Origin of the sequence: Flavobacterium sp. SM15, assembly GCF_022012335.1 — a bacterium.
Taxonomy (GTDB): domain Bacteria; phylum Bacteroidota; class Bacteroidia; order Flavobacteriales; family Flavobacteriaceae; genus Flavobacterium.
The window spans coordinates 20,471-45,570 of record NZ_JAKLTO010000002.1; the positions used below are offsets into that span (position 1 = coordinate 20,471).

General features: G+C 37.6%; 28 protein-coding genes and 1 riboswitch. Of the genes, 15 read left to right on the forward strand and 13 right to left on the reverse strand.

The window, feature by feature from the left end; all coding sequences use genetic code 11:
* Positions 1-68: 68 nt before the first annotated feature.
* From LZZ90_RS02985 to LZZ90_RS03015, 7 genes are all read right to left on the reverse strand, one after another.
* Positions 69-1,133 (reverse strand): DUF5074 domain-containing protein, encoded by a 1,065-nt coding sequence (locus tag LZZ90_RS02985; RefSeq protein ID WP_237789212.1) that lies wholly within the window; start codon positions 1,131-1,133, stop codon positions 69-71.
* A 6-nt stretch (positions 1,134-1,139) separates the two neighbouring features.
* Complete coding sequence (locus LZZ90_RS02990) at positions 1,140-2,969, reverse strand: TonB-dependent siderophore receptor (protein ID WP_237789213.1); 1,830 nt, start codon at positions 2,967-2,969, stop codon at positions 1,140-1,142.
* A 27-nt stretch (positions 2,970-2,996) separates the two neighbouring features.
* A riboswitch (cobalamin riboswitch) is annotated at positions 2,997-3,191 on the reverse strand.
* Positions 3,192-3,275: 84 nt separating this feature from the next.
* Positions 3,276-3,800, reverse strand: coding sequence for an alpha-ribazole phosphatase (gene cobC / locus LZZ90_RS02995; RefSeq protein WP_237789214.1), 525 nt, complete (start codon positions 3,798-3,800; stop codon positions 3,276-3,278).
* The gene (locus LZZ90_RS03000) at positions 3,785-4,579 is read right to left on the reverse strand and encodes an adenosylcobinamide-GDP ribazoletransferase (RefSeq protein WP_237789215.1); all 795 of its coding nucleotides are present in this window, start codon (positions 4,577-4,579) and stop codon (positions 3,785-3,787) included. The genes cobC and LZZ90_RS03000 overlap by 16 nt, the downstream gene beginning before the upstream one ends.
* Positions 4,580-4,615: 36 nt before the next feature.
* Positions 4,616-6,292, reverse strand: a complete 1,677-nt coding sequence (gene cobT / locus LZZ90_RS03005) for a nicotinate-nucleotide--dimethylbenzimidazole phosphoribosyltransferase (protein ID WP_237789216.1) — start codon at positions 6,290-6,292, stop codon at positions 4,616-4,618.
* A gap of 8 nt (positions 6,293-6,300) precedes the next feature.
* A complete protein-coding gene (gene cobU / locus LZZ90_RS03010; protein ID WP_237789217.1) occupies positions 6,301-6,816 on the reverse strand; it encodes a bifunctional adenosylcobinamide kinase/adenosylcobinamide-phosphate guanylyltransferase in 516 nt (171 codons plus the stop codon).
* A gap of 31 nt (positions 6,817-6,847) precedes the next feature.
* Entirely contained in the window at positions 6,848-7,213 is a 366-nt protein-coding gene (locus LZZ90_RS03015) for a DUF5522 domain-containing protein (protein ID WP_237789218.1), read from the reverse strand.
* A 95-nt stretch (positions 7,214-7,308) separates the two neighbouring features.
* On the opposite strand from LZZ90_RS03015, the gene LZZ90_RS03020 reads away from it, so the two are divergent.
* From LZZ90_RS03020 to LZZ90_RS03035, 4 genes are read left to right on the forward strand one after another with little or no spacing between them, the layout of a single operon-like run.
* Positions 7,309-8,451, forward strand: a complete 1,143-nt coding sequence (locus LZZ90_RS03020; RefSeq protein WP_237789219.1) for an ABC transporter substrate-binding protein — start codon at positions 7,309-7,311, stop codon at positions 8,449-8,451.
* Between the two features lies 1 nt (position 8,452).
* The gene (locus LZZ90_RS03025; RefSeq protein ID WP_237789220.1) at positions 8,453-9,484 is read left to right on the forward strand and encodes an iron ABC transporter permease; all 1,032 of its coding nucleotides are present in this window, start codon (positions 8,453-8,455) and stop codon (positions 9,482-9,484) included.
* A complete protein-coding gene (locus LZZ90_RS03030; protein ID WP_237789221.1) occupies positions 9,484-10,263 on the forward strand; it encodes an ABC transporter ATP-binding protein in 780 nt (259 codons plus the stop codon). The genes LZZ90_RS03025 and LZZ90_RS03030 overlap by 1 nt, the downstream gene beginning before the upstream one ends.
* Positions 10,264-10,316: 53 nt before the next feature.
* Positions 10,317-11,090: a dienelactone hydrolase family protein gene (locus tag LZZ90_RS03035; RefSeq protein ID WP_237789222.1), complete on the forward strand. Its 774-nt coding sequence runs from the start codon at positions 10,317-10,319 to the stop codon at positions 11,088-11,090.
* Between the two features lies 1 nt (position 11,091).
* Here LZZ90_RS03035 and LZZ90_RS03040 read toward each other — a convergent pair whose 3' ends face one another.
* Positions 11,092-12,066 carry a Na/Pi cotransporter family protein gene (locus tag LZZ90_RS03040; protein WP_237789223.1) on the reverse strand — a complete coding sequence of 325 codons (975 nt, stop codon included), beginning with the start codon at positions 12,064-12,066 and terminating at the stop codon, positions 11,092-11,094.
* Positions 12,067-12,207: 141 nt separating this feature from the next.
* Positions 12,208-12,633, reverse strand: a complete 426-nt coding sequence (locus LZZ90_RS03045) for a VOC family protein (RefSeq protein ID WP_237789224.1) — start codon at positions 12,631-12,633, stop codon at positions 12,208-12,210.
* A gap of 190 nt (positions 12,634-12,823) precedes the next feature.
* On the opposite strand from LZZ90_RS03045, the gene LZZ90_RS03050 reads away from it, so the two are divergent.
* Positions 12,824-13,666 (forward strand): DUF5602 domain-containing protein, encoded by an 843-nt coding sequence (locus LZZ90_RS03050; protein WP_237789225.1) that lies wholly within the window; start codon positions 12,824-12,826, stop codon positions 13,664-13,666.
* A gap of 22 nt (positions 13,667-13,688) precedes the next feature.
* Here LZZ90_RS03050 and LZZ90_RS03055 read toward each other — a convergent pair whose 3' ends face one another.
* Together LZZ90_RS03055 and LZZ90_RS03060 are read right to left on the reverse strand one after the other, a co-directional pair.
* Positions 13,689-14,657, reverse strand: a complete 969-nt coding sequence (locus tag LZZ90_RS03055) for an acyltransferase family protein (protein ID WP_237789226.1) — start codon at positions 14,655-14,657, stop codon at positions 13,689-13,691.
* A gap of 14 nt (positions 14,658-14,671) precedes the next feature.
* Positions 14,672-15,238, reverse strand: a complete 567-nt coding sequence (locus LZZ90_RS03060) for a pseudouridine synthase (RefSeq protein WP_237789227.1) — start codon at positions 15,236-15,238, stop codon at positions 14,672-14,674.
* Positions 15,239-15,381: 143 nt separating this feature from the next.
* Here LZZ90_RS03060 and LZZ90_RS03065 point away from each other — a divergent pair, with 143 nt between their 5' ends.
* The 8 genes from LZZ90_RS03065 to LZZ90_RS03100 all read left to right on the forward strand — a co-directional run bounded on the left by LZZ90_RS03065 (position 15,382) and on the right by LZZ90_RS03100 (position 22,698).
* Entirely contained in the window at positions 15,382-15,807 is a 426-nt protein-coding gene (locus LZZ90_RS03065; protein ID WP_237789228.1) for an SRPBCC family protein, read from the forward strand.
* 10 nt (positions 15,808-15,817) lie between these two features.
* Positions 15,818-16,225 carry a VOC family protein gene (locus LZZ90_RS03070; protein ID WP_237789229.1) on the forward strand — a complete coding sequence of 136 codons (408 nt, stop codon included), beginning with the start codon at positions 15,818-15,820 and terminating at the stop codon, positions 16,223-16,225.
* Between the two features lie 16 nt (positions 16,226-16,241).
* The gene (locus LZZ90_RS03075; RefSeq protein WP_237789230.1) at positions 16,242-17,081 is read left to right on the forward strand and encodes a VOC family protein; all 840 of its coding nucleotides are present in this window, start codon (positions 16,242-16,244) and stop codon (positions 17,079-17,081) included.
* Between the two features lie 81 nt (positions 17,082-17,162).
* Positions 17,163-18,533, forward strand: coding sequence for a DNA recombination protein RmuC (gene rmuC, locus LZZ90_RS03080; RefSeq protein ID WP_237789231.1), 1,371 nt, complete (start codon positions 17,163-17,165; stop codon positions 18,531-18,533).
* Positions 18,534-18,539: 6 nt separating this feature from the next.
* Complete coding sequence (locus LZZ90_RS03085; protein ID WP_237789232.1) at positions 18,540-18,908, forward strand: 6-phosphogluconate dehydrogenase; 369 nt, start codon at positions 18,540-18,542, stop codon at positions 18,906-18,908.
* Between the two features lie 3 nt (positions 18,909-18,911).
* Positions 18,912-19,454 carry an acyl-CoA thioesterase gene (locus LZZ90_RS03090; RefSeq protein ID WP_237789233.1) on the forward strand — a complete coding sequence of 181 codons (543 nt, stop codon included), beginning with the start codon at positions 18,912-18,914 and terminating at the stop codon, positions 19,452-19,454.
* A gap of 96 nt (positions 19,455-19,550) precedes the next feature.
* Positions 19,551-20,666, forward strand: coding sequence for a hypothetical protein (locus LZZ90_RS03095; protein WP_237789234.1), 1,116 nt, complete (start codon positions 19,551-19,553; stop codon positions 20,664-20,666).
* Positions 20,667-20,688: 22 nt separating this feature from the next.
* Positions 20,689-22,698 carry an FG-GAP-like repeat-containing protein gene (locus tag LZZ90_RS03100; protein ID WP_237789235.1) on the forward strand — a complete coding sequence of 670 codons (2,010 nt, stop codon included), beginning with the start codon at positions 20,689-20,691 and terminating at the stop codon, positions 22,696-22,698.
* A gap of 64 nt (positions 22,699-22,762) precedes the next feature.
* Here the strand turns inward: LZZ90_RS03100 and LZZ90_RS03105 are convergent, their stop codons facing one another.
* Entirely contained in the window at positions 22,763-23,650 is an 888-nt protein-coding gene (locus LZZ90_RS03105) for a DUF5777 family beta-barrel protein (protein ID WP_237789236.1), read from the reverse strand.
* A gap of 7 nt (positions 23,651-23,657) precedes the next feature.
* The gene (locus LZZ90_RS03110; protein WP_237789237.1) at positions 23,658-24,053 is read right to left on the reverse strand and encodes a hypothetical protein; all 396 of its coding nucleotides are present in this window, start codon (positions 24,051-24,053) and stop codon (positions 23,658-23,660) included.
* Between the two features lie 281 nt (positions 24,054-24,334).
* Here LZZ90_RS03110 and LZZ90_RS03115 point away from each other — a divergent pair, with 281 nt between their 5' ends.
* Positions 24,335-24,508, forward strand: a complete 174-nt coding sequence (locus LZZ90_RS03115) for a hypothetical protein (RefSeq protein WP_237789238.1) — start codon at positions 24,335-24,337, stop codon at positions 24,506-24,508.
* Positions 24,509-24,517: 9 nt separating this feature from the next.
* Positions 24,518-25,060, forward strand: a complete 543-nt coding sequence (locus LZZ90_RS03120) for a YceI family protein (protein WP_237789239.1) — start codon at positions 24,518-24,520, stop codon at positions 25,058-25,060.
* The last annotated feature ends 40 nt before the right edge of the window (positions 25,061-25,100 follow it).

The following is a 25,100-nucleotide window of genomic DNA, read 5'->3' on the forward strand; positions in this document are numbered from 1 at the left end:
CCGGCGTGTGAGACCGGGACAATACTAAACATACAGGAAAAAATTACTATTAAAAGTATGTTATTGTTTTAATTATTAAAGTAAAAACCGTTTGGTCCTACGCCAACTGTGTAAGTATTTAAAAGCGCCCCAGAAGTTGCATATTGGTACACTTTACTGTCTGACGCAAAATCTCCTCCGTCTGCAATGAAAACTTTACCATTTCGTACCTCAAAACCATACATTTGACCCCATGCAGAAGTTGAAGTATAAGTAACCACCGGAGTTGTTGGTACAACAGTTGAAACTCTTCCCATTGAATAAACCGAAGTTCCTGCTGTAAAATACAATTTATCTTCATCAAGGTTTAATTGTTTAGGACCAGATATCGAGGCCGGAATATCCACTGTAGAAGCTATCTGATTAGTACTTAAACTGATTTTGATAATTTTCCCAGGAGTACCATAATTTGCTGTCAATACATACAGGATACCGTCTTTAACCTCAAATGAGTTTGGAGAATTTCCCGCTCCTAAATCGATAACCGCTTCCGTTGCTCCTGTTGCGGGGTTGTACACTGTTATAGAGTTTCCGCTTCCGTAGTAACCGTTTGCAATGTATAATTTCCCATTGCTCTCTAAGATTTTTTCCGACCAGTTATTAAGCTGAATTTTTGTAGTTGCGAAAGAGGTTAAATCAACAACGGTTAAGAAATCGTCAGCTCCCGTTGAATAATCTGCATAGTTGGTAATGTATGCTTTTCCATTAACAACTGCACCATATCTAGGATTTTCAAGATTTGTGGAAATTGTTGTGATGTATTTAAAAGTATAACGATTCACAACGGTTACTTTATTAGCAGAACCAGATAAAATCAATGCTTTATCATCTGCAAAAAACATGGATTGCAAATAGCTGCCTAATCCTTCAGCTGTTGGGTTTACAGTTCCGAAAACATTTTCTTCGATGGTTCCGTTATCACCTAAAAAGGTAACAGTAGCCGTAGTTGGATTGCTATTTCCTTCATTCAGTACAAAAGTTCCTTTTTCATAATCTCCTAAAGGGGCTACCACCGGCGCTTCGTCTTCACTACAAGAAGTTAAAAAAAGTGATGCCGTAACGGCCATGAAAAATAATTTACTGATTGGTTTCATTGGTTATTAAAATTTAAAATTGATATACAGATTAAAGTTTCTGCCGGGCATGAATCTTCCTTCCACAATTTCATACTTCACCTGAAAAAGATTCTGAACCTTGGCGCCTACTTTTATTATTTTTTTCTTTCCGAAATCGTAATCCAGGCCAAAATTGGACACATTGTACGCTTTCAAATTATACTTTGGATTATTGTCTGAACGGGTAAATACTTCCCCCACATACATATTCTGGAAATAAGCCGAAAGCTTTCTGTAGTAATAACCTAAAGAAATTGTTGCTTTATGGTACGGAACATAAATGAGTTGCTTGCTGGTTTCTCTGTTTTTGGAAATGGTATAAGAATAGTTCCCGTCAATTGAAACGGCATGCTTCCCGAAATTTTTTCTGGCATTCAATTTACCTTCCAATCCGTAAGCCTCTACTTTATCGATATTCATTGGTCTCCAAACTGATCCGGCCGGCAACCATCGGATCATATCCGTAATGTCGTTGTAAAAACCGGTCAGTTCCAAAGTCACATATTTGAATGCAAACTGATTCCCGATTTCATACTGCTGAGAAGTTTCTGGCTTCAAATCTCTGTTTCCACTCCCAATCCAGTACAAATCATCAAATGAAGGGATTCTGTAATTTTTAGAAGAATTAAGACGTAAACTGTAATAATCTGTACATTTAAACTGTACTCCGGCCGAATACAAATACGGGCTTTTGTACACATTGGTTAGTTCCCTTCTTGCGGTAACCTCATACAAAAACCATCCGATTTTATGATTAAGCATTATACTTAACCCACCTACTCTTCGATTTTCATAAGTGATGTCCGAACCGTTACCTTTGTTTTGCGAATAATCTGCAATGGCATTCAGTTTCATGTTTTTAGCTAAATCATACGACAGATCGTATTTGGTCAAAAACGTTTCCACTTTTCCAAAAGAGAAATTAGTTTTTTTGATGTCCGGAAAATAATTGTATTCCTCTGAAAGGAAACCAACTTTAAATTTCGAAACCCATTTCCCATAGAACCCTGCCCATTCAAACAAATTTCTCATGTTCAGGTTTTTATATTTTGTTGGGATTTCCGTTGAGAAAATCAGGGAAAAATGACGTTCTCCACTAAAAAAGTTACCGTAATATTTCAGGTAATTCTTCTCATTGATTTTGTAACCGAAATTGGCATTCAAACTGGTATTGTAAAACGCTCCATTTAAATTTTTCTTATCGGTTCCCGGAATCGTGTAATCGTTTTTAGAATCGTAACGGGTAAATCCAACCGAGGTATATACTTTATCGGAAGCAGCTTTCACACCATAATTCACAAGGCTAGTAGAAAAACTGCCGTATTCCAGACGAAAGCAGTTTTCAAACGTTTTCTTAAACTCAAAATCGTTATTTAAGTGGATACTTCCTCCAATGGCACCACTTCCGTAGATAACACTTCCCCCTCCGGCACGAACACTTACTGAACTGAAATCGGAAGCATTCAACGTATTAAAATCGGTTTGTCCTAAGGTTTGGGAGTTAATGTTGATTCCGTTCCAGATTACGGCGGTTTGAGCTCCAGTGGTTCCTCTAAAAGAAGCCGAAGAACTCATTCCGAGACCGTATTCCTTAAAGTAAATACCTGTGGTGTAATTAAGTAAATGAGTTAAAAGCGGATTGTTTTTTTTCAGAACCGAATCATTCAGGGTATGTACTGATTGCGTACTCGTGAATTTTTTCAGCTGGGAATCGGAAACGATAAGCTCCTCCAAATGGCGAACAGCAGGTTCCTGTGCCAATAAAAACTGGCCCATCAATACAAAAACAAACACTAAGAGATTTTTCCTTGTCATAGTTTAAAACTTTTCTTCCCGAAAGTTTAACACTTAAATGTACTAGGCAGGTCTCCTGGCTTGCGTCCTGTTATTCACCTTCCCGTCTTTTACAACAGTGGTTTGAAGAATAACAACAGGCTTTATAGCTTACAGTTGCGGGTACAGCTTAGGTTTTGAACCTAATTCCCTTTTAATGCGCTTCATAAAAACGAAGCAACAACCTCAATACAGGTGCAAATATAAAATTATGATTATAAAAAATACAATTTCAAGTATATTTTTTACTCTTTTTTTGAAAAATCCACAAAAGAACAAACTTTATTCTCACAAATCTATTCTCATTACCGAACCGAAATCGACTTTATTCTGAAAAGCATCTTTTAATGGTAAACCGGAAATCTTACATAAAATACTCCGAATCACTCCGGCATGTGAAACGATAACAATCGGTTTTAAAGATCCGGTCTTTAATTCCGATTCCATAAACTGGACCACACGGTCAAATAATTCTGTAAACGATTCTCCACTGGGTACTTTTTCATGAACAAAATCCTTCATCCAAGGATCGAGTTCCTCCTTTGGAATGTTGTCCCAAGGTTGTAATTCCCAAGCACCAAAATTCATTTCCATCAGTCGCTCGTCCGTTTCATAATTGGAAGATGAAAGATAATCTGCTAAAAGTGTGCAGCGCTGTAGTGGGCTGGAATAAAACTGTGCGTTTTCCGGTAGTTGGTCTTTAATCTGTTCGAATTGATGCAAGTAGGGCTCTAGTAAACCCACGTCGGCTTGACCGTAACAAATTCCTTTCTCACAAACCGTTTCCGTATGACGTACTAGATAAACTTCCATAAAACGATAATCGACAAATAAAAAACCACTTCACAAACCTGCTGGGTTGCTCCCAAACAATCCCCGGTATAACCGCCAATCCATTTCTGAAAATAACGCGCCAAAAAAAATCGAGCTACAAAAACCGGCACTAAAACCAAAAGCAATTGCCATTGAAAACAAGAAAGAACAATTAACGGAAGTAACCCAAAAAAAACTGCTCCTACAACTTCGCGCCAACCATACTGTTGGGCAATTGGTTTGCTTTTACTGGTAGCATCCTCACGGGAATAATTATGCGTAAAAACGATCGAAATTGCCGCCAAACGACTAATGGAATGCGCCGATATAAACAAAAGCAAAGTTAAAGTTAAGACATTCATCTGAGCGTTTACTTTGATTATCATCTCTCCAATTGCATGAAGTTTAAGCAAAAACAAAAGCACGACCCCAATTGCTCCATAAGCGCCAATTGCACTGTCTTTCATGATAATTAGGATCTTCTCCTTAGTCCATCCGCCTCCGAAACCGTCGCAAACATCGGCAAAGCCGTCTTCGTGAAATGCTCCGGTTACTAAAATTCCGGTTATTAGTCCTAAAAGGACAGCAACTGTTTCTGAAAACAATTGAGCTGAAATCCAAAAAACAAAAAACACTACAAGACCAACAATCCAGCCAACAATTGGAAAATATCGTGTAGCTTTATTCAAATAGTCAGGATTATGATCAATATTCTTAGGACACGGAATTCGCGTATAAAACATTAATGCGGTAAAAAATATATCGAGTTCTTTTTTCATATTAAATTGATTAACAACGAAACTTACCTTTTTGAGTTACTTATTACTCACTCCTGCACTCTCAAAACTTGCCATCTCATTCAAAAAAGCAACTGCCGATTGCAAAATTGGAAATACAACCGCGCAGCCCGTTCCTTCCCCCAAACGTAAATCGAGTTGTAAAATCGCTTTAGCATTCAAATAATTCAGGAGTTTACTGTGTGCCTGTTCTGCAGACTGATGACTGAAAATCGTATTTTTAATAATGTCCGGTTGGAGTTTATAAGCAATTAAGAAAGCTACACTGCAAATAAAACCATCCACCAAAATAAGCATGTTGTTTTTATAAGCTTCGAGCATTCCTCCGGCCATTTGCAGGATTTCGAAACCTCCAAAATAAGCCAACTTGCTTTCTAAATCATCGGCTCCTTTATAGGATTCGATCGCTTTTCTTAAAATTTCGCTTTTGAACTTGAGCTTTTCTTGGTTTACTCCGGTGCCTTTCCCCACACATTCTTCAATGGAAATTCCGGTAATAATGCTCATTAATACCGATGCTGTAGAAGTGTTCCCGATTCCCATTTCACCAAAACCAATACAATTGCTTCCTTTTTCAGCAATTTCCGAAACAACCTGACTTCCTTTTTCAAAACAAAGTTCCAATTGGCTTTTGGTCATGGCTGGCCCGTGTAAAAACGATTGCGTTCCTTTATCAACTTTAGCAGAAATCAAGCGTGCATTGGGTGGAAAATCATAATTCACCCCTGCATCGACTATAGCTAACTGAATATTATTTTGCTTACAAAAAACATTGATAGCCGCACCTCCTTCTAAAAAATTAGTCACCATTTGACGGGTCACATCTTGAGGATAAGCGCTTACTCCATGTTCGGCTATTCCGTGATCGGCGGCGAAAACAATCATGTTCGGTTGTTTAATTTCTGGAGTTAAAGTTTGAAAAACGGTTCCGATTTGCTTGGCCAAAATTTCAAGAACTCCTAAAGCTCCGGTCGGTTTGGTTTTATTGTCGATTTTATGCTGAAGTGCCGTTTCAAGTTCAAAAGTATCATTGTTCATTTCAGAAGTCAAAGATTTGTTTTCAGATTCAATTTGATGGATTGCATCGAGTTGTGTGACCGATGGCTTTTCCGATTTCTGCTTCCAATGCAACTGCTGTAACATGGGTTGCTGGTTGTAATCTGTAGCAGGTTTTCCGATGCAGAAATACCCCAAAGGCTCAATGTGTTCGGGTAAGCCTAAAAGTTTTTTGAACTGATAATAATTCAGAATGGAAACCCAGCCCATGGAATAGCCCTGTTCGGTAAGGGAAAGCCAAATGTTCTGCGCTGAACAAACCGCACTGAACTTGATCGCTTCATTACTTCCCACCGTTCCAATAGTGAAGGAATTCAGTACCGAACGGTCGTAACAAATCACCATTCCGAGCGGTGCTTCTTCTATTGCTTCAAGTTTCAACGCTTTGTATTGTTCCTTTTGAGATTCGTTATCGGTTTGATTGGCCGCTTTTTGGTCGTATTCCAAAAAAAGATTTTTAATCGCTTTTTTTAAATCTTTATTTTTAATGATATAATATTTTGTAGCATCCGTCAAACCTACGGAAGGCGCATAATGTCCCGCCTGTAAAGCTTTTTCAAGCACCGAATCCGGAACCTCATCACCGGTAAAATGACGGGTATCTCTCCTTGATTTCATTATATCATAAAGTGCATCCATAGAAAATTTTATTTTTTCTCTTTAATTTTTACAGGGATTCCGGAAACCATAAGCACTACCTCATCAGCCTTTTTAGCTAAATATTGGTTCATCCAACCTTGCAATTCGGTAAATTTCCTTCCGATGTGGGTTTCGGCATGAACGCCCATTCCTATTTCATTGGTAATAATGATGATAGTCGCGTTTTCCTGCTTGGCAATTGCTTCAAATTCAAACTTGGCTTGCTCCAAACTTAAAGCAACATCGTTTTTCGTATCCACAAAAAAATTGGTCAACCAAAGCGTTACACAATCGATGATTGCAACATTTTCTGAAAAATCGATTTCGCTCAAGTGCTTTTCCTTTTCAACATTGATCCAGCGTTCGTCTCTTTCCGATTGATGGCGGTCGATGCGCTTTTGAAAATCGTCGTCCCATTTTCTTGCTGTTGCTACATACATTGGTTTTGCGGAAAGTTCCATCGCTAAATCTTGAGCGTAGCTGCTTTTTCCTGAACGCTCGCCTCCTGTTATTAAGTAAATCATTATTTTATCTTCTTAACTCTTTGTTTTTTCTTTATTTATATGGACAATGAAGACAACTTTCTTCGCAACAATGCCCTCTTTTTAAATGATACCATGCTTTAAAAACCTTTTTTTCATCTTCTAAATAATAGTCAATTCCTTCAATAAGATTTTCAGTTTTAGGAAGTTTACTCGCTTTACTATCATGAGCCTCTTCTGGTAAAACTGCCGCTACATATTGATCAATTTTAATGCTACAAGCGGTTTTAAAGCAATCTGGACACAAGCAATCGACCACATCAGTAGGAACAAAAATCGGCGGGAAATCGTTGCACCAGCATTTACTTCCTTCAAGAGTGTCGCCACAATTAAAAGGGACTCCGCAGGTGGAACACTTTTTTATTTTCTGGATATTCATGCCGTAAAGATAGTGCTTGTGCTTTTTTTAGAATTACAATCAAGCAGTATTTTTTTGCAAATTCTTATACCTTTGCGCTGATGAAACACAACACAATGAAAACTTTTTTCTGTAAAACACTACTCGTTTTCTTTCTTTTCACCATAATCGGATGCAAAAAAAATGAAACGGTAGAAAGCCAAAAAAATACCGAAGCCAAAAACAGTATTCAATACGCCAGCGGGCTTGCTATCTACAAACACGAAGGCTATTCCGTAGTTAAAGTTAGTAACCCGTGGCCTGATGCGAATAAAGTGTTTACCTATATTCTGAAAGAGAAAAACGGAGTAGTTCCGGATAGTTTACAAACTCATCCAACAATTCAAGTTCCTTTACAGTCTATTGTGGTAACTTCAACAACCAATGTTCCGTTTCTGGAAATGTTAGGAGTTGAAAACAAATTGATAGGGTTTCCACATACCGACTACATTTCCTCAGAAAAAACCAGAGCGCTTATCGATAAAGGCATCGTTAAAAACGTAGGTCAAAACGAACGATTGAATATCGAACAACTTATTGATTTAGCACCGGAACTTATCGTAACCTTTGGGGTAGACAACAATAATCCAATGATCAAAAATCTTGAAAAAAGCGGTTTAAAAGTATTAATTCAAGGCGATTGGATGGAACAATCTCCGTTAGGAAAAGCCGAATGGTTAAAACTTTACGCAGCTTTATTTGGAAAAGAAAAAGAAGCCGATGCCTTATTTGCTAACATCGTAAAAGAATACAACAACGCTTTATCATCTGTAAAAAATATAAAAGCAGAAAAGACGGTTTTATACGGTAATATGTACCAAGACCAGTGGTATGTAGCTAAAGGAAACAGCTGGGTGGCGCAATTTTTAAAAGATGCGAAATCCAACTATTTATGGGCGGACGAGCAAGGCTCCGGAAGTTTAGGCTTAACCTTTGAAAAAGTATTGGAAAAAGCAAAAAATGCAGATTTTTGGATCGCGGCAGGAACGTTTAAAACTTTAACTGAACTCTCGGCAAGCAATCCGCATTACAGTCAGTTTGATGCGTTCAACAAAAAAAATGTATATACTTTTGAAAGTAAATTAGGTGCAACAGGCGGAACAGTTTACTATGAAATGGCGCCAAGCCGACCGGATTTGGTCTTGAAAGATTACATCAAAATTTTCCATCCTGAGTTATTACCAAATTACCAATTAACTTTTGCTGAAAAACTGAACTAAATTGGCCAACCGCAAACGAAATATCGCTTTATTCTGTACCCTTGGATTAGTGCTTATAGTGCTTTTACTGGCAAACATTAGTTTTGGCTCGGTGACGATTCCTTTTAAAGAAGTAATTACCAGTTTAAGCGGCGGACAGGCAAGCAAAAGCACTTGGGAATATATCATTATTAATTACCGTTTGCCAAAAGCGATTACTGCGATTTTAGTTGGCATGGGCCTTTCCATAAGCGGATTAATGATGCAAACTCTGTTTAGAAATCCACTTGCCGGTCCTGATGTTCTGGGATTAAGTTCCGGAGCCAGTTTAAGTGTGGCCTTTGTGATATTGGGGGCCAGTTTACTTCCTCCCTTTTTAAGTTCCATAGTATTATCTCCCTATGGATTGGTTTTAGCTTCAACCATTGGAAGTTTTATTGTTCTGATCGCTGTAATAATGGTTTCCCAATATTTACGGGATACAATGGCCATACTAATTATCGGACTGATGTTCAGCAGTTTCACCAATGCTTTTGTTAATATTCTAACCTATTTCAGTACTGCCGAACAACTTCAAAAATTCACCTTCTGGTCTATGGGAAATCTTGGAAGTTTATCCTGGATGTCTATATTTCTATTGTCGATTTGTGTTGCAGTTGGACTACTCTTAGGACTTGTTAACGTAAAGCCCTTAAACACATTGCTTTTAGGTGAAAATTATGCCCGAAGTCTGGGACTTGATTTTAAAAGAACGCGTTTAATCATACTATTCACAACCAGCATTTTAACCGGAAGCATTACAGCTTTTGCCGGACCTATTGCCTTTATCGGATTAGCAATGCCTCATATCGCCAAATTAATATTCCAAACCAGCAACCATTTTGTGTTGTATTGGAGTACTTTGCTTATTGGAGCTTCAGTGTTGCTTATTTGCGATATCGTTTCCCAAATGCCGGGAATGGAACTTACCTTACCAATTAACGCTATTACTTCTATAATCGGTGCGCCGGTTGTGGTTTGGTTGTTGGTTCGAAAACGAAAAATGATGAATTAATGATCAAAACCGTTCTACATACCAACCAACTTACCATTGGGTACGTCTCAAAAAACAATAAGACCATTATTGCCCAAAACCTGAACCTGAACTTATCGGAAGGAAAACTGATTGCTTTGATAGGCGCTAACGGAATTGGAAAATCCACCTTATTGCGCACCATTACAGGAATTCAGAAACCTTTGGAAGGATCTGTTTTTCTAAACGATAAAAAAATAAGCAATTTCGAACCTTTGGAACTTGCGCAAAATTTAAGTGTCGTGTTAACGGAAAAACTTCCGCCAAGTAATTTGACCGTTTTTGAACTGGTCGCTTTAGGCCGACAACCCTACACCAACTGGATCGGATCTTTAACTGAAAAAGACCTTGCCGAAATTGATCAGGCAATAGAACTGACTCAGATTTCACATCTTCGTCACAAAAAACATTACGAAATCAGTGACGGTCAATTACAGAATGTTTTGGTAGCACGCGCTCTGGCTCAGGACACGCCTTTAATCATCCTTGACGAGCCTACCACCCATCTCGATTTGGTGCACAAAGTTGCCCTGTTCAAACTCCTTAAAAAACTAACTCATGAAACCGGAAAATGTATTTTATTTTCTACTCATGATGTGGATTTAGCCATTCAGTTAAGTGATGAAATGATTGTAATGACTCCTGAAAAAGTAACACAAAACGAGCCGTGCAATCTAATTTCAGACGGAACTTTCAACACTATTTTTAAAGACGAGCACATTATTTTCGATCCGGAAAAAGGAAAATTCATCATACGCTAACCAATCTTGATGGGCAATTTTTCGTAACTTTAAGCTTCCAAAAAAACTAAGTTATGAATGCAAAATCAATTATAATGCTGCTCTTATTCAGTTTTTCAACCCTGCAAAGCTTTGCGCAATTAAAACCGGTTTCCTATTCAGACGGCAATCAAAAGCTGGAAGGTTACTTTGGTAAACCCGTAAAAGCAAACGCAAAAAAAGCCGGAGTATTGATTTTACCCGCTTGGATGGGTGTCGATGCACATTCTAAGGAAAGCGCGCAAGCCCTATCAAAGTTAGGATATTACACTTTTGTTGCCGACATCTATGGAGCCGATAAACGTCCTGCCAATACTCAGGAAGCCGGAAAATTGGCCGGTCATTACAAAACCAATTATAAAGAGTACCAAAACCGAATCCATCTAGCACTGCAACAACTCATTAAAAACGGTGCGAATCCAAATGAAATTGCAGTTATCGGTTATTGCTTTGGCGGAACCGGTGCTTTAGAAGCTGCCCGTGCCAACTTTCCCGTAAAAGGTGTGGTTTCTTTTCACGGTGGATTAGGTCGTGATGCAAACCGAACCATTGAAACCATCAAGCCAAAAGTTTTGGTTTTACACGGTGCCGACGATTTTTTCATTCCCGAAACTGAAATCAAAGCCTTTCAGGATGAAATGAGAACCGGAAAAGCCGACTGGCAAATGGTTTATTACGCCGATGCCGTTCACGCCTTTACCCATAAAGATGCCGGAAGTGACAAATCCAAGGGGGCTGCTTACAATGAAAAAGCCGATAAACGCTCTTGGAAAGCCATGCTGGATTTTTTCGATGAGATTTTCAAATAAGTTATTCCTCTAATTCGGGGAGTGTTTCTTTTACTTCTGAAACTGGTTTTTCAGGAATCATTTTATTGAGCCCTTTTTCAAACAAAGGCAAGAACCATACAAAAACCAATACACCCAGAAAATTAAAGAGGAAATGTGCGTTTGCCAAAGTTTGCTCTAAGGGAAGATCGCCACTGATCCACTCCACAAAACGCACAAACGGATAAAACAGCAACAGGCAAATCACAATCGAAATAAAATTGAACAACAGATGGAACAAGCCGGTTTTGATTCCCTGGCGGCTTCCGTTTATGGTGGCAAGAAGTGTGTCACTACAGGTTCCCAGTTCGGCACCAAGCATAATGGCAACACCACCAATTAAAGTGATTGCTCCTTTTTTCACCAATAAAATAGCCATCCCGACTGTTGCAGAAGACGATTGAATGATCAAAGTAACAACTGCTCCGGTTATCGAACCTGTAATCGGATCGTCCATCGCAGCCATCCATTGATGAAATAAAGGATCTTGTTTTAAGGGCGCAATTGCTGTTTCCATAATGAACAATCCGAAGAATAACATTCCAAAATAAATGAACAACTGCCCATAACGTTTAAGATGTTCTTTCTGGGTGATGAGCAGAAAAGCCATTCCAATCATCAATAAAATTGGAGAATACTTTGCAACATCCAAAGCAATGATCTGGCTACTGATCGTGGTACCAATGTTCGCCCCCATCACAATTCCCATGGCCTGCCTAAAAGTAAGTAAGCCGGAATTAACCAATACGATAGTAATAATAATCACTACTGATGAAGAATCCAGTAAAATTGTAATTATCGTTCCGGTAAATATCGCCGTAAAAGTATTTTTGGTAAAATGAAGCAGCCATTTTTTTGGTTTTTTGGCAGTAACTTTTCGAATAACATCAGACAAACTGGTTACTGCATACAGGAAAAGGACCAAACCTCCCAAGAGGGTTAAAACAATCTCTTTCATGGCTTCCAATTTTAAAATTGAAATTACCCGAAGTTAAGGCTTTTTTACAATATAAAAGTTTTTAAAACATTATATTTCAGTTAATTAACAAAAAAGCTCCACTTAAAAGTGAAGCCTTGCTTATAAACACAACGAGTGATTTTATTTTTGCTGATAATCGTAATTTACCATCCAGTTAATCCCGAATTTATCGGTGAACATTCCGAAATAAGCCCCCCAGAATGTTTTATCCATAGGCATGGTTACTTTTCCGCCTTCAGACAAACCGTTGAAAATTCTTGTAGCTTCCTCTTCACTATCTGCATTAATCGAAATAGAGAAATTATCGCCTAATTTTGGAATTCCTCCAAAGCCTTCCACGGCATCACTTCCCATTAAAACCGTATTTCCAATTGGTAAAGAAATGTGCATGATTTTATTTTTATCAGCCTCTGAAATTGGGTATTCTGAAGGCATTTCTGAAAATTTCCCTGCATAAGGAAATTCCCCTCCAAAAACTGATTTGTAAAAATTAAACGCTTCCTCGCAGGTACCGTTAAAGGTAAGATAAGGGTGTACACTTGCCATAGTTTGTTTTAAATTGGTTATATCTCAAATGTAGTTAAAGTTTTCCTTTTTCCAAATAAAGGGTACATATCACGCAAAAAAAATAAATTAAAACACTATTAATCAATTACTTATAAAAATCTAAACTATCTTTGTAGCTTAAAACTAATCTTTCCGGAAACATTAATTTCTAATAAAAAAATTAAAATGTATGGAAAAGATTTACCGCTTCAGAAAACTGCTCCCAATTGTTCTGTTACTTCTTTACGTCTCTTGTGACAAAGAAGAGATGATTCCAAATGATTCCGACAAAAAGGTAAAATCCGAAACCAGTTTTGAGTCTAGAGTGGCTGGTTTAAGTGTTTTCAAAGGTCCCGAAGTAAATCTAGGCCGGGGAAAAATTCGTTCATGGATAAGCATCAATTCACAAGGAGAACCTGAAGAACTTGGTGTTGAAATGACACCTAATGCCTTACGGGGTTTACCTGTAGAGTCCGAACACAGTCACACCATTGTAGTTCCTTTGCACCTTAAAGCCAAACAAATTACTCCTTTTGATCACATTGGCTTAAATTGGAATCCCAACGGTCATGAGCCCGAAGGCGTTTTTGACGTACCTCATTTTGATTTGCATTTTTACATGATTTCAGTAAAAGATCGCGAAGCAATTCCAGCTTGGTCCCCAGAAACCGATGCCTTGTTTAACAATTATCCTCCACGTGGATATATGCCACAGGATTATTTTACACCTCCAGGACCTGCAACTGCAGAAGCTCAAATGGGTAAACACTGGCTTCCGGTAAATTTGGGAGATTTTTTACCCTTTAAATCAATTATGATTTATGGTTCTTATGACGGTCGGGTAATTTTTTATGAACCTATGTTTACTTATAAAATGTTAACCAATCCTTTTGAAGGAACCAGTCGGGATTTCTCTGTTCCTTCTTACTATCAAACCTTAGATTCCTATCCGTCTACTTACAATATATATAAGGATGAAGATACCGGAAAAATCTATATCTCTATGAGCAACTTCTTAAGAAAAATTAGATAACCTGCTTCTTGCAGGTTTTTTTTTACAGCATATACGGAAATTTACGATTGATTCGTTCCACTAAGTACCAACACAACAATGATAGTAAACAGATCATGAAGTATTTCAAAACAATCATTTCAAACATTTTTTGGGGCAAAAATTCATACACCAACCGAATCATGTAAGGGTGCGTTAAATAAATTCCCAATGAAAGACTTGAAGGAATGGAAAATCGTGTGGTAAAAGTTCGTTCCACAGAAAAAGACAAAAGCAACATACTTAATGGAAGTATGGAAATATAAAAATCCAATGCCGGCAATTTGCAGGTATAATAAAAATAGGATTCCAAAAGAAGTCCAACAAAAGAAAACAACAAGACCGATTTCTTTAAAAACAACCCATTTTTCCAATGCGGATAAAGGCTTCCGAGCATCAGAAACGGATAAGCAAAAAACAAAAAATTTCGTGTGGAACCCATTCCCGTATAAATCAGTTTCAACAATGGAAAAGCTTCCAAAGCGTTCATTTTATAGGCCAGTTGAAAAGCATATCCGAATAAAAACAGTGCACAAATAAAACCAAACTTAACTGAAACGCTTAATTTTCTAAAAAAATACAACATTACTACTCCACCTACACTCGCCAGCAGATACCACAAATGCCAATATCCAAAAACAAGCTTCGTAATTGCATCCGAAGTAGTGAATCTTCCTAATTTATAAAACCGGATAAAATCAGGAAGGTAAATTAATTGCCAGACAAAATAAAGCAGCAAGATTCTTAAACAATATTTTTTCAGATAAGCGAAATCTTCAAGTTTGTTTCTAAGTAAATAACCGGAAATGATAAAAAAAGTTGGAACGGCCACACGGGTGATTGCGTTAGAAATTTCATAAGAAATCAAGCCCTGTATTCCATTAAGTTTGGCAACCGGAAAAATATGCAACGCCACAACCAATAAGGCTAAAATAAGCTTTAAAACATCTAACGAAGCACTTCTTTTTATCATCTTGGGACTTTGGACTAAATTAAGAAATTATCCACTTCTTTAACCTCGCCTGCCTTTAAATTTTGCAGTTCTAACGAACCTACCCTAACACGAATCAATCGTAAAGTGGGAAATCCGACAGCTGCCGTCATTTTTCTAACCTGACGGAATTTACCTTCTGTTAAAGTAAGCGAAACCCAACTGGTAGGCCCGTGGCGTTCATCGCGAATGCGTCTTCCTTGCCCGATACAACTTGGCAATTCATCAATAATTCTTGCTTGACAGGGCTTAGTTGTATAACGAATTCCTTTGAAACCAATTTCAACTCCGCTTTTAAGTTGCGAAACTGCTTCTTCTGTTATAATTCCGTCAACTTGCGCATAATATTCTTTTTCAATGGTTTTACTTCGGATGATTTCACTCATCATGCCATCGGTAGTTAAAAGGAGTAAGCCTTCAGAATCTTCGTCTAAACGACCAATAGCCATAGTTTGCTCAGGAAAATCAAACAATTCCCCCAAAAGTCGTTTAGAGCGTTTCTTTTGGTAAATAAACTGACTTAAAAATCCGTGGGGTTTATGAAGCAGGAAATGTCGGTGCATGGATGGTCTTGGTAAAAAATAAGGTTTCGGAGCTTTCTCACAAAAAATTATAAACGTAATCGGTTTCTTAACACCGAAATCAAAAAAGCTGTTGTAAATTTATGCTTCTTTTTTCACAAAATCAGTACTCTAAAAAAATATAAATGGCAACAAAAGAAAAAACAACAATTACGGTGGCTGCCACAGTAAACGCCCCGATTCAAAAAGTTTGGGAATTTTGGACCAGTCCTGAGCACATTACCCAATGGAACAATGCTTCCAACGACTGGCATACTCCTTGGGCAACCAACGAGTTAAAAACAGGCGGGAAATTCAGTTACCGCATGGAAGCAAAAGACGGAAGCTTCGGTTTCGATTTTAATGGAGAATACACCGAGGTTAAAACCAACGAGTTCATCGAATATATTATTGCAGACGGCAGAAAAGTTCAAATCGTTTTTGAAACCAACAATCTGCAAACCATTGTAACAGAAACTTTTGAAGCTGAAGAAGTGCATCCGTTAGAAATGCAACAGGACGGTTGGCAGGCCATCATTAATAATTTCAAGAGACACGTCGAAACTAATTAAAAACATTGTTATGAAATCACAAATTTTCATCAACCTCCCTGTAAAAAATTTAGCCAAAGCCATGGAGTTTTACACTCAAATCGGCTTTAAAAACAACCCGCAATTTACCGATGACACTGCCGCGTGTATGGTTTTTAGCGAAGAAATATTCGTTATGCTCCTAACACACGACCGATTTAAAGGTTTTATCGTTAAAGATTTGGCAGACACTTCCAAAGTTACTGCTGTAATCAATTCCCTATCGATGGAAAGCGTTGCAAAAATGAATGAAACGGCAGACAATGCTTTAAATGCAGGAGGAACTCAACCAACCGAACCTAAAGATTACGGCTTTATGCAACAACGAAGTTTTGAAGACTTAGACGGTAACTTTTGGGAAGTTTTTTATATGGACATGAGCCAGTTTCCTCAGCAATAATATCAAACATTAAGAAATGAAAAATCCAATATATCCATGCTTGTGGTTTAATACCGAAGCTAAAGAAGCTGCAGATTTTTATTGTACGGTTTTTGAGGATTCCAAAATCACAGCAAGTAATCCGATAGTGAGCACCTTTGAAGCTTCCGGGCAAAAATTCATGTGTTTGAACGGCGGGCCAATGTTTTCCATTAACCCTTCAATTTCTTTTTTTGCAGTTTGTGAGACCGAAGCCGAAGTTGACAACGCTTGGAGCAAACTAACCGATAACGGAAAAGTTCTAATGCCTCTTGATGCTTATCCGTGGAGTCAAAAATACGGCTGGGTTCAGGACAAATTCGGGGTAAACTGGCAATTATCATTCGGAAAATTTGAAGAAGTCGGACAGAAATTCACACCAACATTAATGTTCACCCAAGAAGGTAATGGTAAAGCGACAGAAGCCATCAATTTTTACACTTCCCTATTTCCAAATTCAGATATAAAAGGAATTTTACGATTTGATGAAAACGATCACGGAGTTCCGGGAACAGTCAAACATGCTCAATTCACCTTAAACAATAATGTTTTTATGGCTATGGATGGTGGATTAGGCCATGATTTCTCATTCAACGAAGGCGTTTCCTTGGTTATTGAATGTGAAGATCAGCAGGAAATTGACTATTTCTGGAATAAACTAACTGAAAACGGACAAGAAAGCATGTGCGGTTGGCTTAAAGATCAATACGGTGTTTCCTGGCAGGTAGTTCCGGAGATTTTAGGAGAACTTATGAACGATCCAGAAAAAGGACAACGTGTGGTTCAGGCCTTTCTAAAAATGAAAAAATTTGACATTGAGACTTTAGTAAACGCTTAGTTTCAGAAGAACTATAAAACGCCAATCTGAGTCTTTTGGATTGGCTTTTTTTATTACATTTACATCATAAAAACCTAACCCATGTCACAAACCATACTAGTACTAGCCGCATTTATTATTGCACTCGCTGTTGGAATTTATATCGGGAAACTACTTTTTTCCGCTCAATCCAAATCAGAACAATCAGGTCTTGAAGAACGAATAAATGGTCTTTTAAATCAAATCGAACAGTTAAAGCAACAATTCCAGATCGAACGCACTAGTTTTGAGAAGCAAATCATTCAACTAACTTCGGAAAAAGAAACCATTCGAAACGAAAAAGAAGCTGTTGCCATTCAACTTTCTAAAAAAGAAGTCGATTTTGAAAATCTTTGGGAACGTCATAAAGAACAAAAAGATGAAGTAAATCAGCTTCAGGAAAAATTCACTAAAGAATTCGAGAATCTTGCCAATAAAATTCTGGAAGAGAAAACCGTAAAATTTACCGAACAGAACAAAGAAAACTTAAAAAACATCTTGAACCCGCTTCAGGAAAAAATTCACTTATTTGAGAAAAAAGTAGAAGACACCCATAAAGAAAGCATTGATTATCATGCCGCTTTACGTCAGCAAATTTTAGGACTTCGTGAAATGAACGAGCAAATGAGCAAGGAAACCTTAAACCTGACTAAAGCCTTAAAGGGCGACAGCAAAATGCAAGGAAATTGGGGTGAGCTTATTTTGGAACGCGTACTGGAAAAATCTGGTTTGGAAAAAGGCCGTGAATACGAAGTACAACAAAGTTTCACTACCGAAGACGGCTCACGCGTGCAGCCCGATGTGGTGATCAATCTTCCGGACGGCAAGAAAATGATCGTAGATTCCAAAGTATCCTTAACATCCTACGAACGCTATGTTAATGAAGACGATGAAGACGCAAAGGCAACTTTTTTAAAAGAGCACGTAAACTCAATTAAGCGTCATGTTGAGCAATTAAGCAGTAAAAATTATCAGGATTTGTATCAGATTGAAAGCCCGGATTTTGTATTACTTTTTATTCCGATGGAGCCTGCTTTTGCCATTGCCTTAAACGAAGACAATTCACTGTACAACAAAGCTTTCGAGAAGAATATCGTTATTGTGACGCCTTCAACACTGCTAGCAACTTTACGTACAATCGACAGTATGTGGACCAATCAAAAGCAACAGGAAAACGCTTATGAAATTGCGCGTCAGGCAGGGGCTTTATATGATAAATTTGAAGGTTTTGTTTCCGATTTGATCAAAATTGGAAAAAAAATGGACGAAGCCAAATCAGAATACGGAAATGCGATGAACAAGTTAGTAGAAGGAAAAGGCAACCTTGTGACCAGCGTTGAAAAACTTAAGAAAATGGGAGCCAAAGCCAAAAAAGCCTTACCCGAAGCCATCTTAACCCGAGCATTGGAAAAAGAAATCAATCCTGAAAATTAAAAGCTTATGAGAAAGTATTTTTTCTTTGGAATTACTGCGTTACTATTAATGTTTGCCGGTTATTTTACTTTTGTTTACTATGTTCCTTACAGTGAAGGAGTTCGCGCTGGGGAATTAATCAAAATCAGTAAAAAAGGAGTTTTGATGAAAACCTGGGAAGGCGAAATCAGTCAGGGAATTTCAGGAGCACAAATTTTCAGCTTTTCGGTTTTGGACAAAGACCAGAAAGTGATTGATGATCTTGTCAATTACCAAGGAAAATACGTCAAAGTCACTTATCTTGAGCGCTACATCACCTTTCCTTGGTGGGGAGACTCACACTATTTTATTACTAATGTTCAGCTTGAAAATTCCCCACATTTTAATCAACAGTAAACCATGCAAACCTTTAAAAAAGTAAGCGCGTCAAAAGTTACCATTTCAGAATTGATGCTCCCCTCCCATTCCAATTTCAGTGGAAAAATTCATGGAGGTTATATCTTATCGCTCATGGACCAGATTGCCTTTGCCTGCGCATCGAAATATTCGGGAAAATACTGCGTAACAGCTTCAGTAGACACTGTAGATTTCTTAAATCCGATTGAAGTAGGGGAATTGGTTACTTTAAAATCTTCAGTAAATTATGTTGGAAAAACCTCAATGGTTGTAGGGATTAGAGTTACTTCAGAGAATATTCAGACCGGGAAAGTTAAACATTGTAATTCTTCATACTTTACAATGGTTGCTAAGGACAACGAAGGAAATTCTGTTGCTGTTCCAACCCTAATTCTTTCCAATTTGGAAGAAATACGCCGTTTTTGTGAAGCTGTAAAACGAATCAACAGTAAAAAAGAATACAAAGCTCACGAAGAAACGTTTGATTACACCACCGAGGAAAACATAAAAAATCTAACTTCATTCAACATAAAGTTAGATTTATAACTTTTTTAATAAATTTTATTATTTATTATCAGTTTTAACTTAAATGGAAGCTGTTTTATTATATATTTGAATGATTTACAAAAAATTATATAATAAATGCAAAAAAACTACTTACTAAAACTTACCCTATTTCTATCGGCATTTGCATTGTTTTTCATTGTGGCTTGTAACTCCAGTGATGAAGCCGAAGCATATACCCCAATCCCTTCAGTTTCAGTAGATCTTACAAAAGTTCCTTACGCTAAACTTTCAGAATACAATTTTTTTGAAGGCGACTTAAAAAACCAAAAACCTCTTGTCGATGTAATTCCTTATGAACCGGCAAGTTCTTTGTTTTCGGATTATGCCCATAAAAAAAGATTTCTCTGGTTGCCTAAAGGGACCAAAGCAACCTATAATGGAGATGATAATGTGTTCGAATTTCCGGTAGGGTCAGCGCTCATCAAAACCTTCTACTACGATAATGTTCAACCAGGAAACACAACTAAACTGATCGAAACCCGTTTGTTAATTCGAAAAGAAAACGGATGGAAAGCATACACTTACGTCTGGAACGACCAGCAAACCGACGCTTTATTGGAAACCACCACCAACGGAGCCTTTGTTCCTGTAACCTGGCTTGAAAACGGCACATCCAAAAGCATTACTTACAAAGTGCCTTCTCAAACGGAATGTGTAACCTGTCATAAAATTAACCCAAACCAAACCGGAGAAATAACAATTCCTATTGGCTTAAAACCTCAAAACCTTAATACCTCATTCAATTATTCGTCTGGTGCACAAAATCAAATTGAAAAACTTAAAAGTTTAGGTTATTTAGGAAATGATGTACCTCCAGTATCGCAAATCTATTCAACCGTAAACTGGAAAGACACCAGCAAATCTTTAGAATTACGTGCGCGCTCCTACATCGATATCAACTGCGCACATTGCCATCGTACCGGCGGACATTGTGATTACACTGTACAACGCTTCAATTTCAGCAATACCAACTTACAAGATTTTGGAGTTTGCCTTACACCTCAATTTAACATTCCAAATATGCCTTTTATCATTAACAGTGGAGATGCCGATCATTCGGAGATGATTTTCAGAATGAATTCAACTCAAGAAGCTGAAATGATGCCAATTATAGGAAGAACGATCGTTCATGAGGAAGGGGTTCAATTAATAAAAGACTGGATTAATTCAATGCCGCAAAATTGTCGATAAACCAAAAACAACACTATAAACTATGAAAAAAATTACTCTTATTCTTATTTCTTTTTTAGGATTGAGTGGTATGGCACAAAACACCTGCGCCACAGCTGTTCCTATTACAGCCGGCACGCATACTGTTAGTGCAATTGATGGTACCAATATTACCACTGCCTGTTCTACCGGAGCAGCTTTGGCAGAATGGTACACCTACACACCAACTCAAAATTACACGGTTACGATAACTTCGGATTTAACGGCTAATTTATGCAAAGACACCCGCGTTTTTGTTTACACCGGAGACTGTTTCAGCTTATCTTGTTTAGCCAATGATGATGATTCCGGAAACCTTGCCTGCAACAGCGGAAATTCCAATTCCTATTTATCAACCACTACTTTTGCAGCTACTGTAGGAACAACTTATTATATTGCTTGGGACAACAAATGGAGTGCCGCCGGATTTGATTTCCAGATAATCGAACAACCTTTTGTAGCGCCGCCTATTACTTTCACAATGTCAACGATTCAAAGTAGTTCTACAATTTGTGCCGTTACGGATTTGAACGGAGATTATCTTGACGACATCGTTACGGTACAGAGCAATCAAATGACAGCACTTACACAGAATGTGGGCGGTGGTTTTACCTCGACGGTACATGCATTACCAGGATTGACTGCACAACCAAGCTGGAGTATTGCAGCAGGAGACTTCGACAAAAACGGTTTTAACGATTTAGTATTCGGAAGTGGAAGCCGTGTTGCAGTAATAAAAGCAAATACAGGAGCAACCAGTTATACAGAGATTACATATCCTCAAAATATTTTCACTCAAAGAACCAATTTCGTAGACATCAACAGCGATGGCCATTTGGATTTATTTGCTTGTCACGATGTAGATCAGAGTCATGCCTACCGCAACGATGGAAACGGAAACCTTATTTTTGACCAGCCCTTTTTCCCAACTTTAGATGTTGGTGGAAATTATGCTTCTATTTGGACCGACTATAACAATGACGGCCACATCGATATGTATTTGGCAAAATGTCGTGGAGGAGCACCAGTGGGAGATCCACAACGTATTAATTTACTTTACAAGAATAATGGCGACGGAACTTATACCGAGGTTGGAGCCAATGCTGGAGTGAACGATGGTGCACAATCATGGTCTACCGCCATTGAAGATTTTGATAATGACGGTGATATGGATTTTATGCTTTCCAACATTTCCGACACCAACAAATTCTACAGAAACAATAACGACGGAACCTTCACTGATATCTTCTCAACTACCGGTATTGCTGCTCAAGTAGGATCTTGGGAAATTCAGTCCGGTGATTTCAACAACGATGGCTGGGTAGATTTCTTATGGCAAAACACTAAAGAATTATATCTGAATAACGCAGATGGAACTTTCACAGGATATGATTTACCTTTTAGCGAAGGTGGAATCGGTGATTTAAACAACGACGGTTTCTTAGATGTTCAATATGAAAATAAGGTTTATTACAACACACCGAACGGAAACAATTGGATCAAAGTAAATCTTCAGGGAACTCAAAGTAACCGCAACGGTATTGGAGCACGTGTAGAAATTTACGGAGCATTTGGCAAACAACTTCGTGAGATTAGAAGCGGACACGGTTTCAGTCATCAAAGTACGATGAATGCACATTTCGGAATAGGTACCAATGATCACATAACTCAAGTAATAATTCGCTGGCCTTCAGGTCTTGTAGACACTTTCAACAATCCGAATATCAACCAGGCACTTTTAGCTGTGGAAGGGGTTACACTTAGCATGAATCAATTCGATACTTCTGTATTTACTATTTCGCCTAATCCGGCAAAAGAAGTTTTAAACATTCGCAACAACACAACTGTTGCGTTCAATTCTGGACAAATCTTCGATCTAAACGGAAGACTGGTTCAAAGCTCAAAATTGGAGAATTCTACTATCAATATTCAATCACTAAAAACAGGGACTTACATTGTTGTTTTAAGGGATTCTGAGGGAAAAGATTATTCTCAAAAATTCGTAAAAGAATAAGTTTTTTGATTTACAAAAAAGACGCCGATTGGCGTCTTTTTTATTTCCTTTATATCATTAAAATTTAGAAAACCCGAACCAGGTTAAACCCGAAACAGATTTCTCCTTTATCCCAACGTCCAGCAGTTTGCCCTAAAAATCCCGTTTCATGCATTGCTCTGGAATTTGTGAAATGCATTTGAAAAACATGCCCTCCGGTTTCCAGATCAACACCTATGGAAAGAGGATTTTTATAAACTGATCGCGAATCTCTGTTTAAATGGGGAGCATAATCCATATTTACAGACCAGCGTTTTCCAAATTTATATCTTCCTCCCATTCCGATTGCAAATTGACTATTGTCCTGAGGATTCGGTAAAATAGGATTACCACTGGCATCATAAATATCACGCACAGTGTTTTCATGGAAATACGTTGGAGCCAATTCTAAAGAAAGCTTATCTGAAAATCTTCTGGAAACTAAAACTTGAGTAACATAACTTAATCGATTTTCAAATTTCATATTCGGATATACGCTCTTTTTAATTTCCGTATTAATAGCAATACTGTTAAAACCCACAATGGTAAAAGGAAACCCTTCTTTTTCTTGTTGCACTAATCGGTATTTTGCTGCTAAATCATATGTTTCCTGAAAACCGCTTCGGGAAGCGTGAATGGTCAACCATTCCTTAATTCCGTAAACAAATTTCAATTGAGTATTAGCATCGTCTAAACCAAAAAAATCATCAAATCCCTTTTTAAGGTAACTGAAACGGTGGGCAACAATAAAATAAAAATCACCTTTAGCCGCCAATTTGGTGGATTCAAGATTTACAATTTTAAGCGATTTAAAAGCAGATTCGACTTTGGAGTCGGTTTTTACGGTATCAATCTCTGAAAGCAAATCGTCTTGAGAAAATCCATACAGGGGAAGCATCGCAAAGGCGAGTACTTTTAAAAATTTTAAATTCATATATATACTATTCAGAAATTATTAAACACTGATCCATTTTCATCTCTTCAAGCAGGTCATCGTAACCAATGAAACGTCCTTTAATTTTCACATTAGACAACTGCTGAAGGTTGGCTGGTAATTGATCTTTAAAAACCGCAAACATTTTATCATCAATAATAAGGGCATTTTCAGCTGTATCAATCTTTGAAATTTTGCCATATACGTCTATGGTTTTGTCAAGATACTTTGCATTGGCCTTATTTTCATCAGTTTTAAATTCTTCATTGATAGAAAGGGCGGAAACCAAATAACTCCCCTTCTCTGATGCAATATCACGATGATCTTTATAAAGATAGGAATAGACTAAATAGCAGCCAATTAAAATCAAAACTACAACTGATAAAACTTTATATTTCCTCATACACGATAAATGATTTCCCACAAAATTAACGAAATATTTTTTTATTTTTCAAATAAAATATCATAACTTTAAACATAATTAAAAAATCAACAATGCGTTTAACAAAAAATATTTTTCTAGCAATTCTTAGTTTCGCTGCGTTAAGTTGTGCAAACGATTCAGAATCAGATCTATACAACAACACTTCAAACAATGCAATCACGTACAACACGGTTGTAAGACAAATTGTTCAGGATCGATGTCAGCGTTGCCACACCCAACCGCCGCAAAATAATGCACCAATGCCACTAACCACCTATGCTTTTGTTAGACAAGCTGTTGAACAACGAGGATTAATTGACCGCATTTCCCTCCCACAAGGCACGCAGGGTATGATGCCTAATGGAGAAACAAGATTACCACAATATCAGATAAACCAAATCATTGCCTGGAGAGATGCAGGCTTTCCTGAATAACTTAAGATTATGAAAAATATACTTTTACTCTTTTCAGCACTTCTGTTTGTGAACAGCACTTTTTCACAAGAGAAAAAAATTACTAAAACCGGCGAAATTAATTTTGAAGCCTCTGTCCCGTCTTTTGAAGAAGTAAAAGCCAAAAGCAAGAGCGTAACCTTTGTTCTAAATACCGAAACCGGAGACATTGCAGCACTTGCCCTTATTAAAGGATTCCGCTTTAAAATCGCTTTAATGGAAGAGCATTTCAATGAAAACTACATCGAAAGCGACAAATATCCAAAGGCAACTTTCAAAGGAAAAGTTTACGGATTCGATATGACTAAACTATCCGAAACCAGTAAAGACTTCTCCATCAAAGGAAATTTGGAACTACACGGAAAATCAAAAGAAATAACCGTGCCGGCCAAAATAAAGAAAACTGCAGACGGAATTGAAATTGTCTCAAATTTTTCAGTAAACTCAGATGATTTCAACATCCAAATCCCAAAAGTAGTAAGCAATAAAGTTTCTAAAAAAGTAAATATAAGCCTTGATTGCGTTCTCAAATAAATTATGTTAGTTATTCAACAAAAACCTTTTAGCCCAACTA

Coding starts and splice junctions, on each gene's coding strand:
- LZZ90_RS03120 (WP_237789239.1), top strand. CDS start 24,518: ATGAAAAATATACTTTTACTCTTTTCAGCACTTCTGTTTGTGAACAGC.
- LZZ90_RS03070 (WP_237789229.1), top strand. CDS start 15,818: ATGAAATCACAAATTTTCATCAACCTCCCTGTAAAAAATTTAGCCAAA.
- LZZ90_RS03030 (WP_237789221.1), top strand. CDS start 9,484: ATGATCAAAACCGTTCTACATACCAACCAACTTACCATTGGGTACGTC.
- LZZ90_RS03060 (WP_237789227.1), bottom strand. CDS start 15,238: ATGCACCGACATTTCCTGCTTCATAAACCCCACGGATTTTTAAGTCAG.
- LZZ90_RS03035 (WP_237789222.1), top strand. CDS start 10,317: ATGAATGCAAAATCAATTATAATGCTGCTCTTATTCAGTTTTTCAACC.
- LZZ90_RS03075 (WP_237789230.1), top strand. CDS start 16,242: ATGAAAAATCCAATATATCCATGCTTGTGGTTTAATACCGAAGCTAAA.
- LZZ90_RS03015 (WP_237789218.1), bottom strand. CDS start 7,213: ATGAATATCCAGAAAATAAAAAAGTGTTCCACCTGCGGAGTCCCTTTT.
- LZZ90_RS03100 (WP_237789235.1), top strand. CDS start 20,689: ATGAAAAAAATTACTCTTATTCTTATTTCTTTTTTAGGATTGAGTGGT.
- cobC (WP_237789214.1), bottom strand. CDS start 3,800: ATGGAAGTTTATCTAGTACGTCATACGGAAACGGTTTGTGAGAAAGGA.
- rmuC (WP_237789231.1), top strand. CDS start 17,163: ATGTCACAAACCATACTAGTACTAGCCGCATTTATTATTGCACTCGCT.
- LZZ90_RS03020 (WP_237789219.1), top strand. CDS start 7,309: ATGAAAACTTTTTTCTGTAAAACACTACTCGTTTTCTTTCTTTTCACC.
- LZZ90_RS03055 (WP_237789226.1), bottom strand. CDS start 14,657: ATGATAAAAAGAAGTGCTTCGTTAGATGTTTTAAAGCTTATTTTAGCC.
- LZZ90_RS03090 (WP_237789233.1), top strand. CDS start 18,912: ATGCAAACCTTTAAAAAAGTAAGCGCGTCAAAAGTTACCATTTCAGAA.
- LZZ90_RS03105 (WP_237789236.1), bottom strand. CDS start 23,650: ATGAATTTAAAATTTTTAAAAGTACTCGCCTTTGCGATGCTTCCCCTG.
- LZZ90_RS03095 (WP_237789234.1), top strand. CDS start 19,551: ATGCAAAAAAACTACTTACTAAAACTTACCCTATTTCTATCGGCATTT.
- LZZ90_RS03000 (WP_237789215.1), bottom strand. CDS start 4,579: ATGAAAAAAGAACTCGATATATTTTTTACCGCATTAATGTTTTATACG.
- LZZ90_RS03065 (WP_237789228.1), top strand. CDS start 15,382: ATGGCAACAAAAGAAAAAACAACAATTACGGTGGCTGCCACAGTAAAC.
- cobT (WP_237789216.1), bottom strand. CDS start 6,292: ATGGATGCACTTTATGATATAATGAAATCAAGGAGAGATACCCGTCAT.
- LZZ90_RS03050 (WP_237789225.1), top strand. CDS start 12,824: ATGGAAAAGATTTACCGCTTCAGAAAACTGCTCCCAATTGTTCTGTTA.
- LZZ90_RS03110 (WP_237789237.1), bottom strand. CDS start 24,053: ATGAGGAAATATAAAGTTTTATCAGTTGTAGTTTTGATTTTAATTGGC.
- LZZ90_RS03045 (WP_237789224.1), bottom strand. CDS start 12,633: ATGGCAAGTGTACACCCTTATCTTACCTTTAACGGTACCTGCGAGGAA.
- LZZ90_RS02990 (WP_237789213.1), bottom strand. CDS start 2,969: ATGACAAGGAAAAATCTCTTAGTGTTTGTTTTTGTATTGATGGGCCAG.
- LZZ90_RS03085 (WP_237789232.1), top strand. CDS start 18,540: ATGAGAAAGTATTTTTTCTTTGGAATTACTGCGTTACTATTAATGTTT.
- LZZ90_RS03115 (WP_237789238.1), top strand. CDS start 24,335: ATGCCACTAACCACCTATGCTTTTGTTAGACAAGCTGTTGAACAACGA.
- LZZ90_RS03040 (WP_237789223.1), bottom strand. CDS start 12,066: ATGAAAGAGATTGTTTTAACCCTCTTGGGAGGTTTGGTCCTTTTCCTG.
- LZZ90_RS02985 (WP_237789212.1), bottom strand. CDS start 1,133: ATGAAACCAATCAGTAAATTATTTTTCATGGCCGTTACGGCATCACTT.
- cobU (WP_237789217.1), bottom strand. CDS start 6,816: ATGATTTACTTAATAACAGGAGGCGAGCGTTCAGGAAAAAGCAGCTAC.